The following is a 17,066-nucleotide window of genomic DNA, read 5'->3' as shown; positions in this document are numbered from 1 at the left end:
ACTCGAAGCAAAAGCGGCGCGCATGCGCCGCTTTGCGTTTCAAGCCCTCACCGCGCGTGCCGCATTCCTGCCGCGCAGCCATTCGAGCGCGAGCAGCAGGCAGGTGGAGAACACAATCAGGATCGTTGCGAGCGCAGCTATCGTCGGACTGATGTTCTCGCGGATGCCCGTGAACATCTGGCGCGGCAGCGTCGTCTGATCGGCGCCCGCGAGAAACAGCGTCACCACCACCTCGTCGAACGATGTCGCAAACGCAAACAGCGCTCCCGAGATCACGCCGGGCGCGATCACGGGCAGCGTGATGTGAAAGAACGTCGAAACCGGATTCGCGCCTAACGAGAGGCTCGCGCGCACGAGGTTGTAGTTGAAGCCCTGCAGCGTGGCCGACACCGTGGTCACCACGAAAGGCACGCCCAATGCCGCGTGCGCGAGGATCAGGCCCAGATACGTGTTGGCGAGCCCGAGCGGCGCGAAGAACAGATACATGCCCACGCCCACCACGACCACGGGCACGATCATCGGAGAAATGAGCACCGCCATGAGCAGCGCCTTGCCGCGGAAATCGGCCTTCGTGATGCCGATGGCCGCGAGCGTGCCCAGCACCGTTGCCACGAGCGTGGCCGCCGGCCCGACGATAAAGCTGTTTTTCGCGGCCATGCGCCACTCGTCGGACATCACGAGGTTCTGATACCAGCGCAGCGACCAGCCCGGAATCGGGTAGACGAGGAACGTGCTCGACGAAAACGAGAGCGGCACGATCGCCAGCACGGGCAGGACCAGATAGAGCAACGTGAGCACGACGAGCGCGCGCAGCACGAAATACCAGATGCGTTCGATGCCCGAGGTATGCGGCGCAAAAAGCGGCTTGGCGAATTTCATGTGCAGTGCCTCCGTTTAGCCGAGGCTCAGTTGGGTGCGCGTGAAGCGCCCGTAGACGAAGTACAGCACGGTGGTCGCCACGAGCAGCAGCGCGCCGAGCGAGCACGCCATGCCCCAGTTGATCGACACGTTCGTGAAGTACGCCACGTAGTAGCTCACCATCTGGTCGGCGGGGCCGCCCAGCAGCGCGGGCGTGATGTAGTAGCCGATCGAGAGGATGAAAACGAGCAGCACGCCCGCGCCGATGCCCGGATACGTCTGCGGCACGTACACGCGCCAGAAGGCCGCGAACGGATGACTGCCGAGCGAGACGGCCGCGCGCTGGTAGGTGGGCGGGATCGACTTCATCACGCTGTAGAGCGGCAGCACCATGAACGGCAGCAGGATGTGCGTCATGGAGATGTAGACGCCCACGCGGTTGAACAGCAGCGCGAGCGGCGAGGAGATGATGCCCGTGCCGATCAGCGCCTTGTTGAGCAATCCTTCGCTCTGCAAAATAACGATCCAAGCGGCCACGCGCACGAGAATCGAGGTCCAGAACGGGATCAGCACCAGGATCATCACGAGATTGGCGCGGCGCTCCGGGAGCGTCGAAATCCAGTACGCGAGCGGATAGCCGAGCGCGAGCGCGAACAGCGTGACGACTACGCTGATCACGAAGGTGCGCCCGAACACGGCGAGATAGATCTGCTGGTCGGGATCGGCGGGAATGATGCTGCCGAAGGCGTCCTGCCTGTGATCGAGCGAGGCGAGCAGGTAAAACGGCGAGTAGCGGCCGCTGTTCTTCGCGATGGCCTGCCAGTACGTCACGTCGTTCCAGCGGTCGTCGAGCTCGACGATTTTGGCGCGCGTTTGCGCGGGCGTCAGCTTCAGCGGATGGCCGTCGTCGTCGGCGAGCGGCATCGCGCGCGCGGTCTTGGCCACGAGCGAGCGATAGCCCGCGATCTCCACGTTCAGGCGGCGTGCTAGCGCGCCCATGGCGTCGCCGTCCTGCACGGCAGTGAGATCCTGCGCGAGCGCAGCAAAAGCCGCATCGGGCGGCGCGCTCTTGCGGTCCCAGCTGCTCAACGCCGCAACGGTATGCGGCAGCGCGGTCGCCACCTCGGGATTCTGCACGGCGCGCGTGAGCAGCGCCGCGATCGGCACGACGAAAATCAGCAGCAGAAAGATCGCCAGCGGCGCGATCAGCAAGAGCGCCATCGTGCGCTTCCTGGCCTGTGCGAGCCGCAGCTCGCGTTTGAGGCGCGCCCCCGATTCGCCTGCGGCGTCGGCTGCCTGTGTCGTGGTCGTCGTTGTTGTCAACCCGGTCTCCTGCAAACCTGCGAACCGCGCGCTCCACGCCCGAAGCGCGGCGCACGCGGCCCTCCTCCGTTCACACGCGGGCGGGCATCGGATGATGCGCGCTCGCGTGCCTGACGCTGCGCTCGCTTACTTCGCTGCCCACGAGGCGAAGCGCTGCTCCAGCTCGTCGCCGTGGTCGGTCCAGAACGTGAGGTTCTCCTGGATCGCCGTCTTGCCGTTCTTCGGCGAGTTCGGCAGGTTTTCGAGCGTCTTCTCGTCGAGCGCCTTGATCGCCGTCTCGTTCACCGGGCCATAGGCGATATGCTTGGCGTAGTCCTGTTGAGGCTTCGACGAAAGCGTGTACGCGATGTACTGCGTCGCCAGCGCCTTATTCGGCGAGCCCTTCGGAATCGCCCAGTAGTCGAGGTCGTAAATGCTGCCGTTCCACACGACCTTGAGGTTCTTGCCTTCGCGCTGCGCGGCGTCGATGCGGCCGTTATAGGCCGTCGACATCACCACGTCGCCCGCCACGAGGAATTGCGGCGGTTGTGCGCCCGCTTCCCACCACTGGATGTTCGGCTTCAGCTCGTCGAGCTTCTTGAACGCGCGGTCCTGGCCCGCCTTCGTCGCGAGCACCTTGTAGACGTCCTGCGGCGCAACACCATCGGCCATCAGCGCGAATTCGAGGTTGTAGCGCGCGCCCTTGCGCATGCCGCGCTTGCCCGGGAATTTCTTCGTGTCCCAGAAGTCGGCCCAGCTTGCGGGCGCGGCCTTCAGCTTGTCCGCGTTATAGGCCAACGCCGTCGACCACACGAAAAAGCCCGCACCGCAAGGCTGCTGCGCCGCCTTGAGGAAGTCGGCCTTGTTGCCGAGCTTCGACCAGTCGAGCTTTTCGTACATGCCTTCGTCGCAGCCGCGCGCGATGTCGCCGGTCTCCACTTCGACCACGTCCCAGTTCACGTGCTTCGCCTCGACCATGGCCTTGACCTTGGCCTGCTCGCCGTTGTACTCGACAACCGTCACTTTCGTGCCGGTCTGCGCCTGGAACGGTTCGTTGAACGCGGCCTTCTGTGCGTCGCCATTCGCGCCGCCGAAATTCACGACCGTCAGTTCCGCGGCGTGCGCCACGCCACACGAGAGTGCGAGCGCTGCCGCGGCCGCCACAACGCGCAAGTTGCCAATCTGCTTCATGGTGTAGTCCCCTTCTCCTTGGTGGTATGTTTTCGCGCGCTTGAAGTGCGTCATGCGAAGACGCGCAGATGCTCCGGCGCGAACTCGAGCGCGACCGGCTGGCCGGGCACGAAGGCTTTGAGCGCCTCGGTGCCGAGCGGCACCTTCACGAAGCACTCGTCCTGATGGGGCAAACCGCAGCGCATGCGCACGTGGTCGCCGAAATAGATGAGGCCGCGCGCCTCGCCCGCCAGCGCGTTCGCACCGTTTAGCACCCTCGCCTGGCCACCGTTAGCGCTGTGTGCGGCGAGCTTCATGCGCTCGGGCCGGATGCAGGCGATGGCATCGGCGCCCTCCTGCGCGCCCGCCACGTTGCGGCCTTTCAGGCGCGTGCCGTCGGCGAGATGGATCTCGCAGAATTCGCCGTCCACAGCCGCGATCTTGCCGCGCAGCCGGTTGCTGTCGCCGATGAAGTTCGCCACGAACTCGTTGCACGGCGATTCGTAGAGGCGGTCCACGCTATCGAGCTGCTGCACGATGCCCTTGTCGAACACCGCCACGCGGTCCGACATGGTGAGCGCCTCGCCCTGGTCATGCGTGACATAGACGAACGTGACGCCGAGCTTCTCGTGCAGCGACTTCAGTTCGTACTGCATATGTTCACGCAATTGCTTGTCGAGCGCACCGAGCGGCTCGTCCATGAGCACGAGCTTGGGCTGGAACACGAGCGCGCGGGCCAGCGCGATGCGCTGCTGCTGGCCGCCCGAAAGCTGGGCGGGATAGCGTTTGCCAAAGCTTTCCATGCGCACCATCTTGAGCGCGTCGTGCACGCGCGCGGCGCGCTCGGCCGCCGGCACCCTGCGCACGCCGAGCGGATAGGCTACGTTCTGCTCGACGGTCATGTGCGGAAAGAGCGCGTAGTTCTGAAACACCATGCCGATGTCGCGCTTGTGCGGCGGCACGTTGTTGAGCAGCTTGCCTTCGAGGCGGATCTCGCCGCCGGTGGGAAACTCGAAGCCCGCCAGCATCATCAGGCAGGTGGTCTTGCCGGAGCCGGACGGCCCGAGCAGCGTCAAGAACTCGCCCTGATAGATGTCCAGATCGAGTTGCTTCACCACCAGCGTCTCGCCGTCGTACGTCTTGCGCACGCCGCGAAAGCTGACGATCACGTCTGAGGTCTTCATCGCCCTGTCTCCTTGCCGTCCAACCAGATCCGGCACCATTAATTTATTCTGACACAGACCTTCGCCGGATCTGACGTGCGAATTACTATAGACGCTCACGGCTCTATTGAATGGAGCCATTTCATTATTCTCGATGGAACCACTTGGCCATGGTCATCCTGTCCGACTGGCTTGCCGCTCAACTCGACAAAACCTCGGTGGAACCGGTCTACCGCCAGTTGCTGCAACTGATGCAGCAGGCCATCCTGACCGGCCAGCTCGCGCCCGGCACGAAGCTGCCCAGCTCGCGCCTGCTCGCGGGAGACCTCGGCATCGCGCGCAACACGGTACTCCATGTGTACGACCAGTTGGGCGCCGAAGGCTACGTGCTCTCGAGCACCGGCAGCGGCACCTACGTCGCGGACACGCGCCCCGACTCAGCCGCCGTGGGCCCGCGCCTGGACGCCGCGACGCGCGCCGTGCCCGAGCCCAGCCCACGCGGCGACATGTCGGTGCGCGGGCAGCGTCTGATCGACGAAGCCGGCGTTTCCGCGAGGCAATGGGGCGCGTTCATGCCCGGCGTGCCCGACGTGGCCGAGTTTCCCGCGCGCACATGGAGCCGCCTGCAGTCGCGGCTCTGGAAGTCGGTGAGCCCCGACCTGCTCACGTACGCACCGGGCGGCGGCTACCGGCCTTTGCGGCGGGCGCTCTCGGACTATTTGCGCGTGGCGCGCTCCGTGCGCTGCACGCCCGACCAGATCATCATCACGACCGGCATCCATCAGTCGATCGATCTCGCGGTGCGCCTGCTCGCCGACACCGGCGACCGCGCATGGGTGGAGGAGCCCTGCTACTGGGGCGCGCGCAGCGTGCTGCAGGCCTCGGGCCTCAAGCTCGCGCCCATTCCCGTGGACGACGAAGGGCTCGATCCGCGCGAATCGGACTTGCGCCATCCGCCGCGCATCGCGCTCGTCACGCCTTCGCATCAATATCCGCTCGGCATGGTGATGAGTCTCGCGAGGCGCCGCACGCTGCTCGAATACGCGCGCCAGCACAAGGTGTGGATCATCGAGGACGACTACGACAGCGAGTTCCGCTACGGCAGCCGCCCGATCGCCTCGCTGCAGGGGCTCGACGATTCGGGCCAGGTGATCTACGTGGGCAGCCTCGGCAAGCTGCTGTTTCCGGGCTTGCGCGTGGGCTATATGGTCGTTCCCGAGCGGCTCGTGGGCGCGTTCCGCACCGGCGTGGCCGAGCTCTATCGCGAAGGCCAGCTCATGCAGCAAGCCGTGCTCGCCGAATTCATCATGGACGGCTATCTCACCACGCACGTGCGCCGCATGCGCACGCTCTACGGTGAACGGCGGCAATTGCTGATCGACGCCGTGACCCGGCATTTCGGCGACGCGCTTCCGGTCATGGGCGACGAGGCCGGGCTGCACTTCGTGCTGGGCCTGCCGGAGCACTGCGACGACCGCGCGGTGACCGCGGCCTCGTACGAAGCCGGCGTGATCGTGCGGCCGCTTGCGGCCTATTACTTCGGCAAGCAGCAACGCAAAGGATTGCTAACGGGTTATGCGTGCGTGCCGCACGAGGAAATCGGCCCCGCGTTCTCCACGCTCGCGCGCGTGATCGAGACGCATGCGTTTGGCACTCGAAGAACCGCTGGAACCGCCAGCACGCCACGCGAACGCGTGGCGTGACACAGGAGCATGCGGTGCCGGCCCGCATGCGCACCGTCATTTGAGCCCGAAGTCGACGCGCGTCGTCGCACCTTTATCGTCGATGCCCTTCGCGTCGAGCTTGGGCGCCACCACGAACACGCGGCTCGGGTCGACCTTGCCTTCGAAGTACTGCTGCACGGCCTGGGCACGCCGTTGCGCGAGATCGCGCAGCGTGGCGTCGTCCACGGGCGCGTGCTCAGCGAGCGCCTGCTTCATGTCGTCGTCGGGCAGCGTCTTCGTCAGGCCGATCATGTTGCGCGGCTTCTTGAAGTCGGCATCCTTATAGGCCTTCGTCAGATATTTTTCGTATTCCTTCTGATCGACCTGCACCTGCGAGGTGTCCACGCTCTCGCCGTTGCCCACCGTGTCCTTCACCTTCTGCTGGCGCACGAGGCGGTCCACGTAGTTCTCGCGCAGCGCGGGCGTGTCCACGGCCGGATCGACGCGGCCGATCAGGTCGATCTTGATCGAGGGCTTGTCGTCGAGCGCCTTCGCGATCGTGTCGAGCTTCTTGTTGTCGGCGTCGGAGAGCGTGGCCGAGCCCGGCGCGAATTCCACGTAGCCGAGCTCCTCGCCACCGCCGCCGAATGCGTTCGCGAGCAGCGAGAACGGCGCGGTCACGGCCTTCGCGATCAGGTTGAGCACTGCCTTCCAGATCAGGCCGCCCAGGCTGAACTCCGGGTTCGAGAGCGAGCCCGACACCGGAATGTTCACGTCGATCTCGCCGCGCCGGTTTTTGAGCAGTGAGATCGCGAGACGCACGGGCAGCTTCGTTGCGGTGTCGTTTTGCACGTGATCGCCGAACGTGAGCTGGTCGATGAAAATATGGTTGTTCGCCGAGAGCTGGTCGTTCGCGAGCTGGTAGTGCAAGTCGACGTTGAGCTTGCCCTTCGTGATCGGATAACCCGCGTACTTGGCCGAGTACGGCGTGAGATTGGTCAGCTCGATGTCGTGCGCGCTCGCGGTGATGTCGAGCGCAGGCTTCTCGATGAGCGGATTTACATTGCCCTTGATCGTGATGGGCCCGTTCGCCGCGAGCTTGGCCGAAACGTCGACGGGCGCGGGCGCGGTCGACTCGGTGCCGAACGCGCCCACCGTGCCCTGGATCTGCACGAGGTCGGCGCTGTAGTTCGGCTTGATGAAGTTATCGGTATAGGTCACGCGGCCGCTCTGCAGCACGAGCTCGCCGAAGTGCAGGCGCACCGGATGCTTCGGCGGCTGCGCGGCGGTCACCGTCGCGGGAGCGGAGGCCGGCGCGGGCGCCGAGGCCGTCTGCACCGGCGCGCTCGCCGCCTGCGGCGAGAGCGGCACCGGCTCGTGGCCGCTCGTGTCGCGCGTGAGCGACTGCGCTTGCCCGCTCTCGTGCGCCACCACGTCCTTGAGATTGAGCTTGCCTTGCGCGTCGAGCAGCACGCGCCCATAGAAGCCGGCGAAGGTCACGCGGCTCGCGTCCACGTCGGTGCCGCGCACGTCGTCGTAGCTCGCCTTCAGGTTCGAGAACGCCAGCGAGCGCCAGCCCGCGAACGGGTCGGACGTCGCCTTGTCGAGCATGCGCACGTCCACGAGCGCCGCATCGCCGCGATAGTTCGCCTTGAACGCCTTGCCCTGCTCGACGGCAAGCTGCCCCTTCATGTTGAGCAGCGCGCTGGCGATCACCGCGTTCAGCTGGCTGCCGAAGTACGGCTCGAACGCGGCGGCATCGAGCCGGTTCGCGTCGATCTTCAACTGCGCCTTCAGCGGCGTGGGGTTCACGTCGCCATTGAGCGCGAGCGTGCCCTTCTTGTTGACGGTGGCCTTCAGGTCGATGGGCAACGCGTGCTTCATGTCGTCGCTGATTTGCTGGACCTTCAGGTCGAGCGGCGCGACGGCAAGCTTGACCGGGTGCGGCGTCGTGCTGTCCGTGAAGTTGACTGAGCCGCCGCTCACGCTCACGGAGTCGATCTTGTAGTGCCACGCCGGGCCTTCCTTCACCGACTTCTGCGCCGCGTGAATCGCCGTGCGCTCGGGCGCGGCCTCGTGGCCGGCCGCGAGCTGCATGAGGTCGATCTTGCCGTCCTTCGTGCGCTCGACGTTGATGGCGAGGCCATTCGTGTCCACCGAGGCGATCTGCGCCGTGCGCGCCGCGAGATCGACCTGGGTCACCTGCACCGTGCCCTTCGCGAGCGCCACGGCCGTCGTCTTCGAGCCGCGTTCGGCGAGCTTGAGCCCATCGAGACTCAGCGTGCTCGCGCCCACCTGCACGGCGGCCGGCTGCTGCGCCCAGTCCGCCTTGATGGCCGAGTCGAGGCTCAGCTTGCCGTCCTGAATCTGCGCGGCCGTCACGCCGTCGAGATAGGGCTGCGCCTGCGGCAGCGTCACGTTGCTCAGGGCGATCTTCGCGTCGGCGCTCTTCGCGGCGAGGCCGAAAGTGCCCGAGGCCTGCAGCGTGCCGCCGTCGCGCGCGCTCAACGCGAGCGTGTAGGCAGCGGGCGCTTTGGCCAACGTGGAGAAGTTGGTGAGTGTCGTGGCGACGTTGCTCAGGTCCAGCTCCACCGGCCGGGACGCCGCTTCGTCGTGCACGTGCACCGTGCCGTCCGAGATCGCGAACTGGCGGATCGAGAGGTCGAGCGGCGGCGCCTTTGCCGCTGCCCCGGTCTCGGCCTGTGCGCCCGACGCCGCAGGCGGGACCGCCGCGACAGCGCTTGCGGCGCCTTTGTGTTCGCCCTGCTGTTCACTCTTTTGCGCGCCCGCTGCCGTGCCCGCCTCGGCCTTCGCCGCCGGGGCGCCGGCCAGCTTCTCGACGTTCAGCACGCCCGCCTTGTCGCGCACGATCCAGGCCGTGGGCGCGTCGATACGGATCGCGTCGAAGCGATAGACGTTGCCGAACGGCTCGAGCGACGCCGCCGCCGCATGCAGGCCGCGCGCGCCGAACAGCGGCGCGTTGGCGTTGTCGGTGGCATCGACGTCGTTGAGGTCGGTCGTTCCCGAAACGCGCAGCGTGGGCTTCTCGCCCGACATCACGAAGTCGAGCTTGAGGTTGGTGGAGAGCTTGCCGCTCTTGAGCACGACCGGCAGCTTCGCAGGCGCATAGGTGAGCAGCTTCGGCACGTCGAGATCGGTGAGGCGCAGCTCGATCTCCGATTCGCGCGACGCGGCAAACGGCTTGGTCTTGCCGTCGATGGCGAGCGTGCTGGCGCCGTCGATGCGCGCGCGCAGCATCGGCTGGACGAAGATATCGGTCTTCGAAGCCAGCGTGGCGATGAACGGAATGCCGAGCGACCAGCGGTCGATCACGTGCTTTTCGTTGAGCAGGCGATCGTCGAAGGTGATCTGGCCGTTCTCGACGTGGATGTTCGAGACCGAGAACTGCGCGGGCTTGTTACTCGGCTTTTCGGATGGCTTCGAGAACTTCTCGATCAGGTCCGAGAAGTTGAAGCGCTGTGCGTCGAGCCGCACGATGGTCGCACGCGGCGAGTCGAGCCGCACTTCATCGACGATGGGCGCCGCGCGGAAGATCGACGACCACGAAGGCTTCACGACGAGCTTTTCGACATCGACGAAGTCGCCCTGGCCGCCGCGCTCGCCGATATGCACGCGGTCCGCTTCGAGACGCAGCGTGTAGGGATTGAGCCCGATGCGCGCGATCGTGACGGGCCGGTCGAGCAGCTTGCTCAACTGCTGTTCGGCAACGTGCCGGATGAGCGGCGGCGCGGCGAAGAAGCCGAGCAGTCCGAACACCACGAGGAAGATCGCGATGCCCGTGAAGATGCGCCGTGTGCGGGGGGCGCGCGCCACGGCGCGCACCGATTGCAAGGAAGTAGTCAGCGATGTTTTGTTGAGGCTTGCCATGCTTGACGGCCGGTGACGCGGAGAGAAGTTCGCCGCGGTAGTGAGACTGAGTTGGCTCTATTCGACTGACGATGAGCCTGACAGGCGGAAGTATAGGTCCGATGCGCTCTTGCGCGGCTGTAAAACGTCGGGTGGTGCGGGTTTTGCGTCGGCGGGCGGGGCCGCCGCGAAGGTGCGCAGAAGGTGCGGCCGGGGATGGCCGCGACGCGGTGAGCAATGAGCCGTGCAGTGGACTCGACACGGCCAGCGCATGACGCAAATGCGCCCGCACGATGCAAAAAAAAACGGCGGAGCGCCCAGGACGCTCCGCCGTTTTACCGTTTCGGCAGGGCGGCCTCGCCGCCCCGCGCGCGCATCACTGCCGCTCGACCGCCGGCGGCTGCCACGTGCCGTCCGTGGCCTGGGGCTTCGGCGCATACATGCGCAGCACGAGGCGGAAGTCGCCCTTCGGCACCGGCACCCAGTTCGCGCCGCTGCGCGGCCGCTCCGCGCTCACCTGCACGTCGAGCGAGCCGTCGCGGTTGCGCCGCGCGCCGTTGCGGTCGCCGAAGGCGACGCGCACAGGCGCGTCGTCGTCGATCGCGCCGTCGGTCGTGTAGGCCGTGATCGACCAGAAGCCGCGCACCGGCGGGAGCGCTTTCGCGCTGAAATGGATCACGTAGCGGTTCGCGCCGTTCAGCGTGTGGCCGTCGCTGTCCTGGGCCACGCGCGCACGCGCTTCGTCGCGGCTGGTGGGCAGGCCCGGCGAGGCATAAGCCGCGTAGCCGCGCAACGCGTAGTCGGCGCCGTAGTTGCCGGCATCGTCGCCCACCCAGAGCCAGCCGTTGCCGGCCAGCAGGTTCGAAGGCGGCGTGGCCACGCGTGTGCGGCCGTCGGCGAAGCCCGCGTTCACCACGGCGGCATCCTTCGCGCCGTTCGGCAATTGCGCCGGATCGCCGGGATGCACGCCGATGTCGCCGAGAATCTTGAGCGCGTGCGCGTCGCCGGGCTCCGGCGCGTTGTCTTCCAGCGCGAGCGCGAGGCGGTCGAAGAAGCCCTTGGCGTCGAGCGCCGCGATCTGCGCGGCCGGCGTGCCCGTCGCGACGGGGTCGCCGGCGAGGCTCGCGCCCGTTTGCGGGTCCGCCTGCGCAACGCGCTGGCCGCGCGCATCCCAGGCGGAAAGCGGCGCCACGCGGATACCGCGCTGCAGACGGCGGGCGCTCGCGAGATCGCCGCCGCCGCGCGTCTCGATGCGCGCGAGGAACCAGACGTAGCGCGTGCTCACGTCGACGCGCTGCGCGCGCGCGGGCAGCGTGCCCTTCCAGCCGGCGGGCACGAACGCAATCGTTTGCGATTTCAGGCCGCTTACGCGCTGGTTGCCTTTCGCGGCCGTCGACCAGAGGACGTTGGTCCACATGTCGAGCGCGCGCGCATCCATATAGCGGCCGTGCGAGTCGGGCAGCGCGACGAGCACCGGTTCGCGGCTCACGTCGAGCCAGCCGGACGAGCCGAGCGTGTCGAGATTGGGCTCACGCGGGCTCGAGGCGCCGACGGGCGGCAGCGACTGCGCGTGGCGCAGCGTGTTCGGCGCGGCCTGGCCGGGCGCGCTGCCGGTGGCGGCCTCGCGCGAGATGTCCATCAGCACGAGCGGATAGCCGAACACATAGGAGTCGGACACTTCGTCCTTGACCCAGCCGTTGCTCTTGGGCGCGGCGCCTTCGGGCGCCGATGCGCATCCGGCAATGAGGGCGACACCTGCGAGTGCGGCGCAGGCGCGGAAATAAGGAATCATTCGGCGTTTTGTTGTCATTTGTAGATTATGTGCGAAGCGGGCGGTCCATGAGTTGACGTCGACCGGCCTCCGACGCCGCGCGCGGCCCCCCCGGGCCGTGGTCCAATGCGCGCAGCATGGTGCCAATGCCGCCGGGTGGTATCGTATCGCCGGCGTCAGCCCCTGAAAAGTCTGCTGTACGTAATTCTCCATTGCATCGGGCATCGCCCTTGACCTTCCCATGATGGGAACGTAGATACTGCGTAACGTCGAATAGTTATCGCGCTTGCGCGTCATCATCATGAACGATCCCCTCGTTGCCGAAATTGCCGGGCGTGCCGGACGCCGCGTGGCGGAGCTCGAAATCCGCGGCATGACCTGCGCCTCGTGCGCCATGCGTGTCGAGAAGGCGCTCGCGAAAGTGCCGGGCGTGACGCGCGCGTCGGTCAATCTCGCCACGGAAAAAGCCACCGTCGAGGCCCGCGCCGAAGCCGGCGGCGATGCAGCGAAGGCGCTCACCGTCCAGCTCGTGGCGGCCGTCGAGAAGGCGGGCTATGAAGCCGAGCCCGTTGCGGACGCCGGCGCCGAGGCATCCGCCAATGCGAGCACCGATGCGGGTGCATCGGCCGCCGCCGACCAGAGCGCGAGCTTCGCCATCGGCGGCATGACCTGCGCGGCCTGCGCGAACCGTGTCGAGAAAGTCCTCGCGCGCGTGCCGGGCGTGGCGAGCGCCACCGTCAACCTCGCCACCGAAAACGCCGCGGTGCGGCTCGAGGCGCCCGTCGATGACGCAATGCGCGAGCGCCTTGTGGCGGCCGTGCAGAAGGCCGGCTACGAGGCCACGCCGCTCGTCGAGGATGTGCATGCCGACGTAACAACCGGCGCGACCGATGCAACCGATGCAACCGATGCAACCGGCGCAGCGAACACGAGCACAACGGGCGCCGCCCCGTCGCGCGCCGCCGCGGCGCAGGACGCCGCACGCCGCGAGTTGCGCGCGGTGCTGGCGGCCGCCGTCCTAACCACGCCGCTCGTCGTGCCGATGTTCGGCCACTGGCTCGGTTTGCACTGGATGCTGCCGGCCGCGGCCCAGTTCGTGCTCGCCTCGATCGTCCAGTTCGGCTTCGGCGCGCGCTTCTATCGCGCCGCGTGGAAGGCCGTGCGCGCGGGTGCCGGCAACATGGACCTGCTGGTCGCGCTCGGCACCTCGGCGGCGTGGGGCGTGAGCGTCTACGCGATGCTCGCGCACCCCGGCGACGCCGCGCACCTGTACTTCGAGGCCTCGGCCGTCGTCATCACGCTGGTGCGCTTCGGCAAGTGGCTCGAAGCGCGCGCGAAGCGCCAGACCACGGACGCCATCCGCGCGCTCAACGCGCTGCGCCCCGATCGCGCGCGCATCCGCGCAAACGGCACGGAGCGCGAGGTGCCGCTCGCGCAGGTGCGCGTGGGCGCCGTGGTCGTGGTGCGGCCGGGCGAGCGCGTGCCCACCGACGGCGTCGTGATCGAAGGCCGCAGCCACGTCGACGAATCGCTCATCACGGGCGAAAGCCTGCCCGTGCCGAAGGCCCCCGACGACGCCGTCACCGCCGGCTCCATCAACGGCGAAGGGCTCGTGGCCGTGCGCACCACCGCCATTGGCGCGGAAACGACGCTCGCGCGCATCATCCGTCTCGTGGAGAGCGCTCAAGCCGAGAAAGCGCCAATCCAGCGTCTCGTCGACCGCGTGAGCGCCGTGTTCGTGCCCGCGATTCTCGTGATCGCGGCCATCACGCTCGGCGGCTGGCTGCTCGCGGGTGCGAGCGCCGAAACCGCGATCCTCAACGCGGTGGCGGTGCTCGTGATCGCCTGCCCGTGCGCGCTCGGCCTCGCCACCCCCGCCGCGATCATGGCCGGCACCGGCGTGGCCGCGCGCCACGGCGTGCTGATCAAGGACGCCGAAGCACTGGAAACGGCGCACGATGTGAGCGTCGTGGCCTTCGACAAGACCGGCACGCTCACGCTCGGCCAGCCCTCGCTCACGGCGTTCGAAACGGCTGGCGGCATCGCGCGCGGCGACGCGCTCATGCTCGCCGCCGAGGTGCAGCAGCACAGCGACCATCCGCTCGCGAAGGCCGTGGTGAAAGCGTTCGCAGACCAGGCTTCAGGCGTGGCCGCTGCGGCGCTGCCCACCGCCGCGCATGCGCGCGCGGTGCCCGGGCGCGGCGTGCAGGCCGAGGTGAACGGGCGGCCTCTCGCGATCGGCAGCGCGCACTGGCTCGCGGAGCTCGGACTCGCCGTGCCGCCCACGCTCGCGGCGCGCGCGCAGGCGCTCGAAGCCGAAGGCAACACGGTGTCCTGGCTGATGAGCACGTCCGGCGGCGAAGCCGGCCAGGCACCCGGCGAGACCGCGCGCAGCGAGCCGCTCAATTCGACGCACGAGGTGCTCGCGCTACTCGCCTTCGGCGACACGGTGAAGCCCACCGCGCGCGAAGCCGTGGCGCGCCTGAAGGCGATGGGCATCCGCAGCGTGCTCGTGACCGGCGACAACGCGGGCAGCGCGCGCGCCGTGGCGGCGCAGCTCGGCATCGACGAGATTCACGCGCAGGTGCTGCCCGACGACAAGGCACGCACGATCCGCGACCTCAAGATCCGCACCGGCGCCGTGGTCGCGATGGCCGGCGACGGCATCAACGACGCGCCCGCGCTGGCCGCCGCCGACATCGGCATCGCCATGGCCACGGGCACCGACGTGGCCATGCATGCGGCCGGCATCACGCTCATGCGCGGCGACCCCGCGCTCGTGGCCGCCGCCATCGACATCTCGCGGCGCACGTGGCGCAAGATCCAGCAGAACCTGTTCTGGGCGTTCGTCTACAACCTGATCGGGGTTCCGCTCGCCGCCTTCGGGCTGCTCAATCCCATGCTCGCGGGCGCCGCCATGGCGTTTTCGAGTGTCAGCGTGGTGACCAACGCGCTCTTGCTGCGCACCTGGCGCGAGCGCCGTTAATCCGGCCACGGTCGCGGCCACACTCCGGGGGACGCACCATGAAAAAAGCCGGACGGCGCATGACGCGCCGTCCGGCTTTTTTCATCGGCTCGCGGGCCGCGCTGCCGTACCAGCACTGGCCCGCCCGCGAGCGGTAGCGAATGGGCTATTGCACGATCTTCGCGCTCTGCACCAGCGACTTCACGAGCTTGGCCGCGCCGGCATCCATGGACTCCGCAATGATCTGGCGGCGAATCTGATCCTTCACGTCGCCGTACGACTGCACATTCATGGCACGCTTGTCATCGAGCTTGACGACCACCCAGGCCTGACCCGACTGCACCGGCTGCGGCGCCACCCCGCCCACGGGCAACTGCGCGAGCATCCGCGCAACATCCACCGGCACGCCGCGCGTCTTGCCCTCGACCACCGGCGTCTTGAAGCTCACCCACGGCATTTCGCCGCCGTTCTCCTTCGAGGGAACGATGCTGTACTTGCGCGCGAGCGCGTCGAACGGCTTGCCGGCCTTGGCCTGCGCAATCACGTCCTTCGCCACCGCTTGATCGGCGAGCACGACGAACTGCGGCTTGTACTCGTATTTGCCGAGCTCGGTGTTCACGCTGTTGTAGCGCGCCCGGATCTGGCGCTCGGTCGGCTCGGGCACGTGCACATTGTCTTGCAGCCACGCCTGGATCTCGACGTCCACCTTCTGGTCTTCGGCCGCCTGAGCCACCTCGGGGCGCTGGTCGTAATGCGCGCGCACCGCCTGCTGCCGCAGCACTTCGCGGATGATCAACTGCTGCTTGAGCGCCGCGCGCAACTGGGGCGTATCGACGTCGCTGCCGCGGCTCACCGCCGTGCGCACCGCGTCGTCCATCGCGGACTGCGGAATCTGCACGCCGTTGACCACGGCCACCGCCCCGGCGGGCAAGTCTTTGGAGGCGGCGGGCAAGGCCTGGGACGCGGCGGCCGGGAGATCCTGGGCGCGCGCGAGAGCAGGCAGCACTGCGTTCAACGCAACCGAAACAAAGGCGCTCGCGCACAGCGTGCGGATCAGGGGGGACATGCGGGACATCTCGATTCACTCCAATGGGTCAGGCCGGCTGGCCCGCCGCGCATTATCGCCTGCGTGAGCCAAAAAGCCGAAACGGCGCAATCTAGACGATGTTTCGCTAACCTGTCGTCAATTCTTGTCAAAGGCGCGGGCGGACCAGCCCTGGCCTTGACACATATCAGCACAAAAAACGGCCCGCTTCGTGGCCGCGAGAACAATTCGCTTCAGGATCAACACCTTGGCGCGGATGCGGACAGGTTGTCCACAGCCCTTTCCACGAAATCTGGGGATAACCGCCCCAGCGCATACTCACTTGCGCGCGATCAATCGGCCCGCTGCCGCACAGTCGCAGGCCAACGAGATGCTGCTACCTTGCGCCGTCGTTCTCGCCCGACCAGCCGCCCATTCGCGGTGTAGAGGAGTGCCATGACCCGATTCATCCGCCCGTCCGCCCTCCCCGCAGCCGCCGGCATGCACCCGCGCTCGTGGCCGGACGCGCGCATGCCGCAACCCGCAAAATCCGAACGGCCGATGCTGGTGGGCGTGCCCGCCCGAATCGTCTGCGCGGAGGGCCTGGCCGCCCAGGCCGTGACGCGTCACGGCGCCTGCGCGATCGATCTCGCGCGCACCGGCCCGCTGCCGGCCGGCGCCTGGGTGCTGGCGTTCCGCGGCGCGGCGCGTACGGTCATCGACGCCGAACGCGCCCGCGACATCGACGCGGCGCTCGATGCGCTCGAAGCCATCGCCAGCGGCGAGCTCGACGGCGCGCACGCGTCGCCGGGTCTCGCGCACTATCTGACGCTCGTGAATGGGCGCGGCAGCGCGCGCCCATTCCAGAACCGCTAGGCCGCCACGCGCCGGGTCAGTTGCCCTGCGGCTGCGTGGCCGCAGGCGTGGGCGACGGCGTTGGCGGCGTGTATTGCGCGCCGTTGCCGTTGCCCGCGCCGTTATCCGAATTGGAGTCATCGGGCGTGGGCGTTGGCGCGAGCGACGGTTCCTGCGGCGGATAAGGCGCCGGCTGGGGCGCCTGCTCCTGATGCGGCGGCTGCCCCGCCGCCGCGCCGGAGGCACCCGAAGCGCCGATCACCGGCGGCTCGCCGAACATGCGCTGGATCTCAGGCGGCACGGCAGCGCCCGAAGCCGCGCCTGCTTGCGCGACGCCGCTCGTCGGCGGCACTTCGGTGGGTTCGGACGCCGGCGCCACGGCGGGCGCGCTGGGCCGCGGCGCCGGTGCGCGGGCCGGCGCGCGCGG

General features: G+C 67.8%; 10 protein-coding genes and 1 pseudogene. 3 read left to right on the top strand and 8 right to left on the bottom strand.

Annotated features, from left to right (window positions below; all coding sequences use genetic code 11):
- Positions 1-39: 39 nt before the first annotated feature.
- From EYW47_RS36850 to EYW47_RS36835, 4 genes are all read right to left on the bottom strand, one after another.
- Complete coding sequence (locus EYW47_RS36850) at positions 40-879, bottom strand: ABC transporter permease (protein ID WP_133199734.1); 840 nt, start codon at positions 877-879, stop codon at positions 40-42.
- 15 nt (positions 880-894) lie between these two features.
- On the bottom strand, positions 895-2,181 hold the full coding sequence (locus EYW47_RS36845; RefSeq protein WP_165976783.1) for an ABC transporter permease: 1,287 nt from the start codon (positions 2,179-2,181) through the stop codon (positions 895-897).
- Between the two features lie 126 nt (positions 2,182-2,307).
- A complete protein-coding gene (locus EYW47_RS36840; protein WP_133199733.1) occupies positions 2,308-3,351 on the bottom strand; it encodes an ABC transporter substrate-binding protein in 1,044 nt (347 codons plus the stop codon).
- Positions 3,352-3,401: 50 nt separating this feature from the next.
- Positions 3,402-4,514, bottom strand: a complete 1,113-nt coding sequence (locus tag EYW47_RS36835) for an ABC transporter ATP-binding protein (RefSeq protein ID WP_133199732.1) — start codon at positions 4,512-4,514, stop codon at positions 3,402-3,404.
- A 149-nt stretch (positions 4,515-4,663) separates the two neighbouring features.
- On the opposite strand from EYW47_RS36835, the gene pdxR reads away from it, so the two are divergent.
- Entirely contained in the window at positions 4,664-6,196 is a 1,533-nt protein-coding gene (gene pdxR, locus EYW47_RS36830; protein ID WP_377785103.1) for a MocR-like pyridoxine biosynthesis transcription factor PdxR, read from the top strand.
- Between the two features lie 36 nt (positions 6,197-6,232).
- Here the strand turns inward: pdxR and EYW47_RS36825 are convergent, their stop codons facing one another.
- Together EYW47_RS36825 and EYW47_RS36820 are read right to left on the bottom strand one after the other, a co-directional pair.
- Positions 6,233-10,045, bottom strand: coding sequence for a DUF748 domain-containing protein (locus EYW47_RS36825; protein ID WP_133199730.1), 3,813 nt, complete (start codon positions 10,043-10,045; stop codon positions 6,233-6,235).
- Between the two features lie 355 nt (positions 10,046-10,400).
- Positions 10,401-11,816 (bottom strand): DUF1254 domain-containing protein, encoded by a 1,416-nt coding sequence (locus EYW47_RS36820; RefSeq protein ID WP_133199729.1) that lies wholly within the window; start codon positions 11,814-11,816, stop codon positions 10,401-10,403.
- Between the two features lie 280 nt (positions 11,817-12,096).
- On the opposite strand from EYW47_RS36820, the gene EYW47_RS36815 reads away from it, so the two are divergent.
- Positions 12,097-14,781: a heavy metal translocating P-type ATPase gene (locus tag EYW47_RS36815; protein WP_133199728.1), complete on the top strand. Its 2,685-nt coding sequence runs from the start codon at positions 12,097-12,099 to the stop codon at positions 14,779-14,781.
- A gap of 145 nt (positions 14,782-14,926) precedes the next feature.
- Here the strand turns inward: EYW47_RS36815 and EYW47_RS36810 are convergent, their stop codons facing one another.
- Positions 14,927-15,826, bottom strand: coding sequence for a peptidylprolyl isomerase (locus tag EYW47_RS36810; RefSeq protein ID WP_165976782.1), 900 nt, complete (start codon positions 15,824-15,826; stop codon positions 14,927-14,929).
- Between the two features lie 414 nt (positions 15,827-16,240).
- On the opposite strand from EYW47_RS36810, the gene EYW47_RS36805 reads away from it, so the two are divergent.
- Positions 16,241-16,660: a HypC/HybG/HupF family hydrogenase formation chaperone gene (locus EYW47_RS36805; RefSeq protein WP_133199726.1), complete on the top strand. Its 420-nt coding sequence runs from the start codon at positions 16,241-16,243 to the stop codon at positions 16,658-16,660.
- A 16-nt stretch (positions 16,661-16,676) separates the two neighbouring features.
- Here EYW47_RS36805 and EYW47_RS41180 read toward each other — a convergent pair.
- A pseudogene (locus EYW47_RS41180) lies at positions 16,677-17,066 on the bottom strand (hypothetical protein); the annotation flags it as partial.

The organism is Paraburkholderia silviterrae (assembly GCF_004353915.1).
In the GTDB taxonomy this organism is placed as follows: domain Bacteria; phylum Pseudomonadota; class Gammaproteobacteria; order Burkholderiales; family Burkholderiaceae; genus Paraburkholderia; species Paraburkholderia silviterrae.
The sequence above is the reverse complement of the archived record's forward strand: the minus strand, read 5'-3'. Positions and strand labels throughout refer to the sequence as shown.

What these genes read in the sequence shown, in the direction of transcription:
- EYW47_RS36850 (WP_133199734.1), bottom strand. Translation starts at nt 879, where the DNA reads ATGAAATTCGCCAAGCCGCTTTTTGCGCCGCATACCTCGGGCATCGAA.
- EYW47_RS36840 (WP_133199733.1), bottom strand. Translation starts at nt 3,351, where the DNA reads ATGAAGCAGATTGGCAACTTGCGCGTTGTGGCGGCCGCGGCAGCGCTC.
- EYW47_RS36835 (WP_133199732.1), bottom strand. Translation starts at nt 4,514, where the DNA reads ATGAAGACCTCAGACGTGATCGTCAGCTTTCGCGGCGTGCGCAAGACG.
- pdxR (WP_377785103.1), top strand. Translation starts at nt 4,664, where the DNA reads ATGGTCATCCTGTCCGACTGGCTTGCCGCTCAACTCGACAAAACCTCG.
- EYW47_RS36825 (WP_133199730.1), bottom strand. Translation starts at nt 10,045, where the DNA reads ATGGCAAGCCTCAACAAAACATCGCTGACTACTTCCTTGCAATCGGTG.
- EYW47_RS36820 (WP_133199729.1), bottom strand. Translation starts at nt 11,816, where the DNA reads ATGATTCCTTATTTCCGCGCCTGCGCCGCACTCGCAGGTGTCGCCCTC.
- EYW47_RS36815 (WP_133199728.1), top strand. Translation starts at nt 12,097, where the DNA reads ATGAACGATCCCCTCGTTGCCGAAATTGCCGGGCGTGCCGGACGCCGC.
- EYW47_RS36810 (WP_165976782.1), bottom strand. Translation starts at nt 15,826, where the DNA reads ATGTCCCCCCTGATCCGCACGCTGTGCGCGAGCGCCTTTGTTTCGGTT.
- EYW47_RS36805 (WP_133199726.1), top strand. Translation starts at nt 16,241, where the DNA reads ATGACCCGATTCATCCGCCCGTCCGCCCTCCCCGCAGCCGCCGGCATG.